Below are 5,243 nucleotides of genomic sequence, written 5' to 3'. Positions count from 1 at the left end.
GGCGCGGGTATCGCGGCGTTTCTGGATTCGGGCGGTATTGCGCAGCTGTCCCGCCTGATGCTGGGCCTGGGCGTGCAGGTGATGGCGGTCGGCCTGCTGTATCGCGCCCGCATTGCCTGGGCCATCACGCTGCTGCTGCTGGCGGCGGTCGGCACCGTGTCCTTGTGGCACGGCCAGGGCCACCTGGGCTTGCTGGTCTATACAGCCGTGCTGGCCGGGGCGTTGATCGGCTATTGGCGTCATTTCGACCGGGCCAGCCTGACGGCGGGCGGTCTGTTCGCCGTGCTCAGCGTCGCCAGTTTGTTGGTGTACGCTGTTTTTGGCGTCCTGTATCTGGGCGAGGAATTCGCGCCACCCGTGCGCGACCCGGTCACAGCCCTGTATTTTTCCATCGTCTCCATGTCCACCGTGGGCTATGGGGACATCAGCCCGCAGACCGATGCGGCGCGCCTGTTCACGATTTCCATCATCATCCTGGGCATCACGGTTTTTGCCACGTCGATCAGTGCCGTGGTCGGGCCTTTGATCGGCGGCAACATCCGTCGGCTGATGCACGGAAGGAACCCACGCATCATGAGAAAGAACCACATCATTCTGGCCGGCATCGGTCCCCTGGCCCAAAGCCTGTACGGTGCGCTGCGGCTGCGCGGCCATATGGTCACAGTCATCGTCCCTTCTGCCGATGGCCATCCCTATCCGGCCGATGCCGATGTGCTGGCAGGCGATGCGTCGGAAACCGGCATCCTGCAGCAGGCCGGTGCGGCACACGCCCGCTATGTGCTGGCCTTGCGCCAGGATGATGCGGAAAATGCCTTCATCGTCATGGCGGGCCGCGAGGCCGGCGGCCCGGATACCAAGCTGGTGGCCCTGGTCAATGCGCCCCAGCACCTGGCCAAGATCCGGCGGGTAAGTCCGGACATCGTGATTTCCCTGCAGGCGCTGGGCAGCGAGATCCTGGCCCGCACCCTGAGTGGCGAAGCCATCGACGAAGCCTTGATCACCCGGCTGCTGTTCGACGAGACAGCGCCCGATCCGGCCTGACCGGATTGTCGGGCGGGCTCAGTGGATGCGCATGCCCGGTTGGGCCCCTGGCCAGGGTTCCAGGATGTAGATGCCGGGATGCGTGTCTTCGTCGGCGTGGCTGGCCGCCAGCACCATGCCCTCGGATATGCCGAAACGCATCTTGCGCGGCGCCAGATTGGCCACCAGCACGGTCAGCTTGCCGCTCAGATCCTCGGGCTTGTACATGGACTGGATGCCGGAAAACACCTGCCGCAAGCGGCCCTCGCCCACGTCCAGGGACAGGCGCAGCAGCTTGTCGGAGCCTTCGACGGCGGTGCATTCGACGATGCGTGCGATGCGCAGGTCGATGCGGCCGAAGTCCTTGATGTCGATGGTCTCGGCAATCGGTTCGCCGCCCGGGACTGTGGCCGGGGCCGGGGGCGGTTCGAACAGATCATCGAGCAGGGCCGGATCGACGCGCTGCATCAGGTGCTTGAATGCGGCGATGCGCGTGGGCAGTTCGCCGGCATCAGTCCAGACGTAGGCCCGGTCATGGCCGAACAGTTCGCGGGCGACGCGATCGGTCAGGGCCGGCAATACGGGCGCCAGCATGACCGACAGGGCCTGGAAACCGGCCAGGGCGCGTGAACAGATGTCCTGCAGCGCAGTCTTTTGCGCGGGCTCGGCCTGGGCGATGCCCTTGGCCAGCACCCAGGGCTGGGCGGCATCGAAGGCCTGGTTGATTTTGTCGGCCTGGGCCATGATGCGGCGAATGGCGCGGCCGTATTCACGCGCTTCGAAGTCGGCCTGCACCTGTTCGGCGCAGCCGCGCAGTTCGGTGCGCATCGCATCAGTGTCGCCGGCGTAGGCCAGCGCGCCGTCGAAATGGCGGGTGATGAAGGTTGCCGCCCGGCTGGCGATATTGACGTATTTGCCGATCAGGTCGCTGTTGACGCGGGCGATGAAATCATCCGGGTTGAAGTCCAGGTCCTCGACGTGGGCGTTGAGCTTGGCGGCGATGTAGTAGCGCAGCCATTCGGCATCCATGCCGATGTCCAGGTAGCGCAGCGGGGAAATCCCCGTGCCCCGGCTCTTGGACATCTTTTCGCCGCTGATGGTGATGAAGCCGTGCACGTGCAGCATGTCGGGGATCTTGCGGCCAGAGAATTTCAGCATCGCGGGCCAGAACAGGGCGTGGAAATAGACGATGTCCTTGCCGATGAAATGCACCTGCTCGGTGTCGCCGTCCGGCGCCAGCAGGGCATCGAAATCCAGGCCATTCTTGCGGCAATAGGCTTTCAGCGAAGCCAGGTAGCCGACCGGCGCATCCAGCCAGACGTAGAAATATTTGCCCGGCGCGTCGGGGATGGGAATGCCGAAATAAGGCTCGTCGCGGGAAATGTCCCAGTCGGCCAGATTGGCCTGGGCGCCTTCGGCTGTGCCCAGCCATTCGCGTGTCTTGGCGAGCACTTCGGCTTGCAGGCGGGCAGAACCGTTGGCGCGCGTACCCGTGGTCCATTCCTGTAGAAAGGCCACGCAGCGCGGGTCCGACAGGCGAAAGAAGAAGTGCTCGGACGTGCGCAGCACCGGCCGCGCCTGGGTCAGGGTGGAATAGGGGTCGATCAGTTCGGTCGGGCTGTAGACAGCGCCGCAGGCCTCGCAGGAATCACCGTACTGGTCCTTGGCGTGGCAACGCGGGCATTCGCCTTTGATGTAGCGGTCGGGCAGGAACATGCCCTTGACCGGATCGTAGAACTGCTCGATCTCGCGGCTGTCGATGAAACCGGCGGCTTTCAGCGCGCGGTAGATGTCCTGGGACAGTTCGATGTTTTCCGGCGTGTCGGTGCTGTGCCAGTGGTCGAAACGGATATGGAAACCGTCCAGGTACTTGGGCCGTTCGGCGGCGTAGCGGCTGACCAGTTCCTGCGGGGTGATGCCTTCGGCCTGGGCCTTGAGCATGATGGGCGCACCGTGGGCGTCGTCCGCGCCCACGAAATGCACGGTGTGGCCCGCCATGCGCATGGCGCGCACCCAGGTGTCGGCCTGGATGTATTCCATGATGTGGCCGATGTGAAATGAGCCGTTGGCGTAGGGCAGGGCGGTGGTGACGAAGATCGTGCGCGACATGGGGCGGAAAATAGGGAAAAAGGCAAAAGATCGATTCTATCAGGCGGGGTTGGCGCAAGGCAGTTGGCCCGGATCGTCAGATAATTTGACATAACGCAAGATCACTGCTATTTTATACAGTGATCGTGGCGGCGCATCATGCGCTGCCACATTGTTTCAGGAGAACCCCATGACTGCACCGAAACGTGTCGCCTGGAAAGATATCGTCGCGCCGCCGCTCAACTGGAAAGCCCCCGAAATATCCGAACAAGACTCCAAATCCAGCGAAAACAAACAGGACGAAAAACAGCAAGGCTCCGCCAAGTAGTCATGCTGGCGGTTGTGGCCGCATCGCCACGCCGGTTTGTGTTTGAACGGCTGCTGCAGCGCCCTCGGGATGTTTCCGGGGGCGCTTGTTTTTGGGGCGATTGCAGGGCGCCGTCGATCAGGCAGAGCGGCGTCGATCAGGCCCGCATCCCATCTGGAATGACAGCCAGGCCGATCACGGAATTTCCCGCATCTCGATGTCCGTCACGTCCCGTTCCCGGGCCGGCTGGCTGGCGCGGGACCAGGCCCCGGGGCGCTGCGGCATGGTCGGGCGGCGGCGTTCCGCCCAGTACGCTTTCACCCCAAAGGGGCGGCCCTGCAACCGGGCGACGATGTACAGCACGCCGATGGCCAGGGCCGTCGAGGCCATGAAGACAAACGCCATCACCAGGCCGAAGCAGGCCAGGATCAGGAACAGGACGGCGCGCAGGATTTGCTGGATCAGGTTCATGGGGATTGGACTCCTGGGGCCGGAAAAGGTTGCATGGGGGCACGGGCGGGCAGATGCGGCGTCCGGCCGGATCCGGAGGGCGCGTCATGCGGGTTCATATTGGGGTTAATCGGTGGATTTCCAGGGGAATCCGCTATGCTTGTGGTTTCGAATGTTTTCACCCCGATCTCTCATCATGGCTACCACGATACAGGACATCCGCACGATCCTGTCCAGGGTCATCAATCCCGATACCCGGAAAACGCTGGCGGTGACCGAACCCGACCTGCGGATCGCCGCTGCGGGCGATGCCTTTGACCTCACTGTAACCCTGGGCTATCCCTTGTTCAATGGCGAGCAGCCCCTGGAGGCCGCCATCCGGACCGCGCTGGATGCGGCGGGTGTCCGGCTCGGGCGGCTGGAATTCCAGTCCCGGATCGCCGCCCACGCGGTACAGCGCGGACTGCGCCCCCTGGACAATGTGCGCAACATCATCGCCGTGGCCTCCGGCAAAGGCGGGGTCGGCAAGAGCACCACGGCCGTCAATCTGGCGCTGGCGCTGCACAGCCAGGGCGCGCGCGTCGGCCTGCTGGACGCCGACATCTATGGCCCCAGCGTGCCCATCATGCTGGGCCTGTCGGGCAAGCCGAAAAGCGTGGATGGCAAGAGCATGGAACCCATGATCGGCCATGGCTTGCAGGCCAATTCCATCGGTTTCCTGATGGACGATGATGGCCCGGCGATCTGGCGCGGCCCCATGGTCACGCAGGCCCTGACACAGTTGTTGTCGCTTACGAATTGGAACGATCTGGATTATCTGATCGTGGACATGCCTCCGGGAACAGGCGATATTGCGCTTACCATGGCGCAAAAGGTTCCGCTCACGGGGGCGGTCATCGTCACCACCCCCCAGGATCTCGCCCTGGCCGATGCCCGCAAGGGCCTGATCATGTTCCAGAAGGTGGATGTCCCGGTGCTGGGAATCGTTGAAAACATGTCTGTCCATGTGTGTTCCAACTGTGGGCACGCCGAGCCGATCTTCGGCCAGGACGGCGGCCGCCAGCTGGCGGCAACCTATCATTTGCCGTGGTTGGGGGCCTTGCCGTTGCAACTCGACATCCGCCAGGAAACCGACTCTGGCCGCCCCAGCGTAGTGGCTTCGCCTGGTGGCGAGGCTGCGCGCCGCTACCAGGACATCGCCCGCCAGTTGGCCATTCATGTGGCTGGGCAGCCGCTGGACGATTCCGGTTCGCGGCCCAGGGTCGTGGCGCGCACGAACTGATGCCACGGAAACCTCTGACTCGGTTCGTCAGGGGGGCGCGGTGGCTGGGTGGTCCCGGCCGTCGCATCTCCGGGGTGCGCCAGGCACTGCTCGGCC

At 64.0% G+C, this 5,243-nt stretch carries 5 protein-coding genes; 3 read left to right on the top strand and 2 right to left on the bottom strand.

The window, feature by feature from the left end; translation table 11 throughout:
* The coding region (gene kch / locus RBR29_RS10250; protein ID WP_320349039.1) for a voltage-gated potassium channel protein at positions 1 to 1,041 on the top strand (1,041 nt) is incomplete at its 5' end.
* Positions 1,042 to 1,059: 18 nt separating this feature from the next.
* On the opposite strand, the gene metG is transcribed toward kch, so the two are convergent.
* On the bottom strand, positions 1,060 to 3,129 hold the full coding sequence (metG, locus tag RBR29_RS10245) for a methionine--tRNA ligase (RefSeq protein ID WP_320349038.1): 2,070 nt from the start codon (positions 3,127 to 3,129) through the stop codon (positions 1,060 to 1,062).
* A gap of 169 nt (positions 3,130 to 3,298) precedes the next feature.
* Between metG and RBR29_RS10240 the strand changes: the two genes are divergently transcribed.
* Positions 3,299 to 3,436 (top strand): hypothetical protein, encoded by a 138-nt coding sequence (locus RBR29_RS10240; RefSeq protein WP_320349037.1) that lies wholly within the window; start codon positions 3,299 to 3,301, stop codon positions 3,434 to 3,436.
* Between the two features lie 174 nt (positions 3,437 to 3,610).
* On the opposite strand, the gene RBR29_RS10235 is transcribed toward RBR29_RS10240, so the two are convergent.
* Positions 3,611 to 3,886, bottom strand: coding sequence for a hypothetical protein (locus tag RBR29_RS10235; protein WP_320349036.1), 276 nt, complete (start codon positions 3,884 to 3,886; stop codon positions 3,611 to 3,613).
* Between the two features lie 172 nt (positions 3,887 to 4,058).
* Between RBR29_RS10235 and apbC the strand changes: the two genes are divergently transcribed.
* Positions 4,059 to 5,147, top strand: coding sequence for an iron-sulfur cluster carrier protein ApbC (gene apbC, locus RBR29_RS10230; RefSeq protein WP_320349040.1), 1,089 nt, complete (start codon positions 4,059 to 4,061; stop codon positions 5,145 to 5,147).
* Positions 5,148 to 5,243: the final 96 nt, after the last annotated feature.

Source organism: Castellaniella sp., from assembly GCF_034007085.1.
Lineage (GTDB): Bacteria > Pseudomonadota > Gammaproteobacteria > Burkholderiales > Burkholderiaceae_B > Castellaniella.
Note: the sequence above shows the minus strand (reverse complement) of the source record. Positions and strands in the feature narration are given on the sequence as shown.

Coding starts and splice junctions, on each gene's coding strand:
- RBR29_RS10235 (WP_320349036.1), bottom strand. CDS start 3,886: ATGAACCTGATCCAGCAAATCCTGCGCGCCGTCCTGTTCCTGATCCTG.
- metG (WP_320349038.1), bottom strand. CDS start 3,129: ATGTCGCGCACGATCTTCGTCACCACCGCCCTGCCCTACGCCAACGGC.
- RBR29_RS10240 (WP_320349037.1), top strand. CDS start 3,299: ATGACTGCACCGAAACGTGTCGCCTGGAAAGATATCGTCGCGCCGCCG.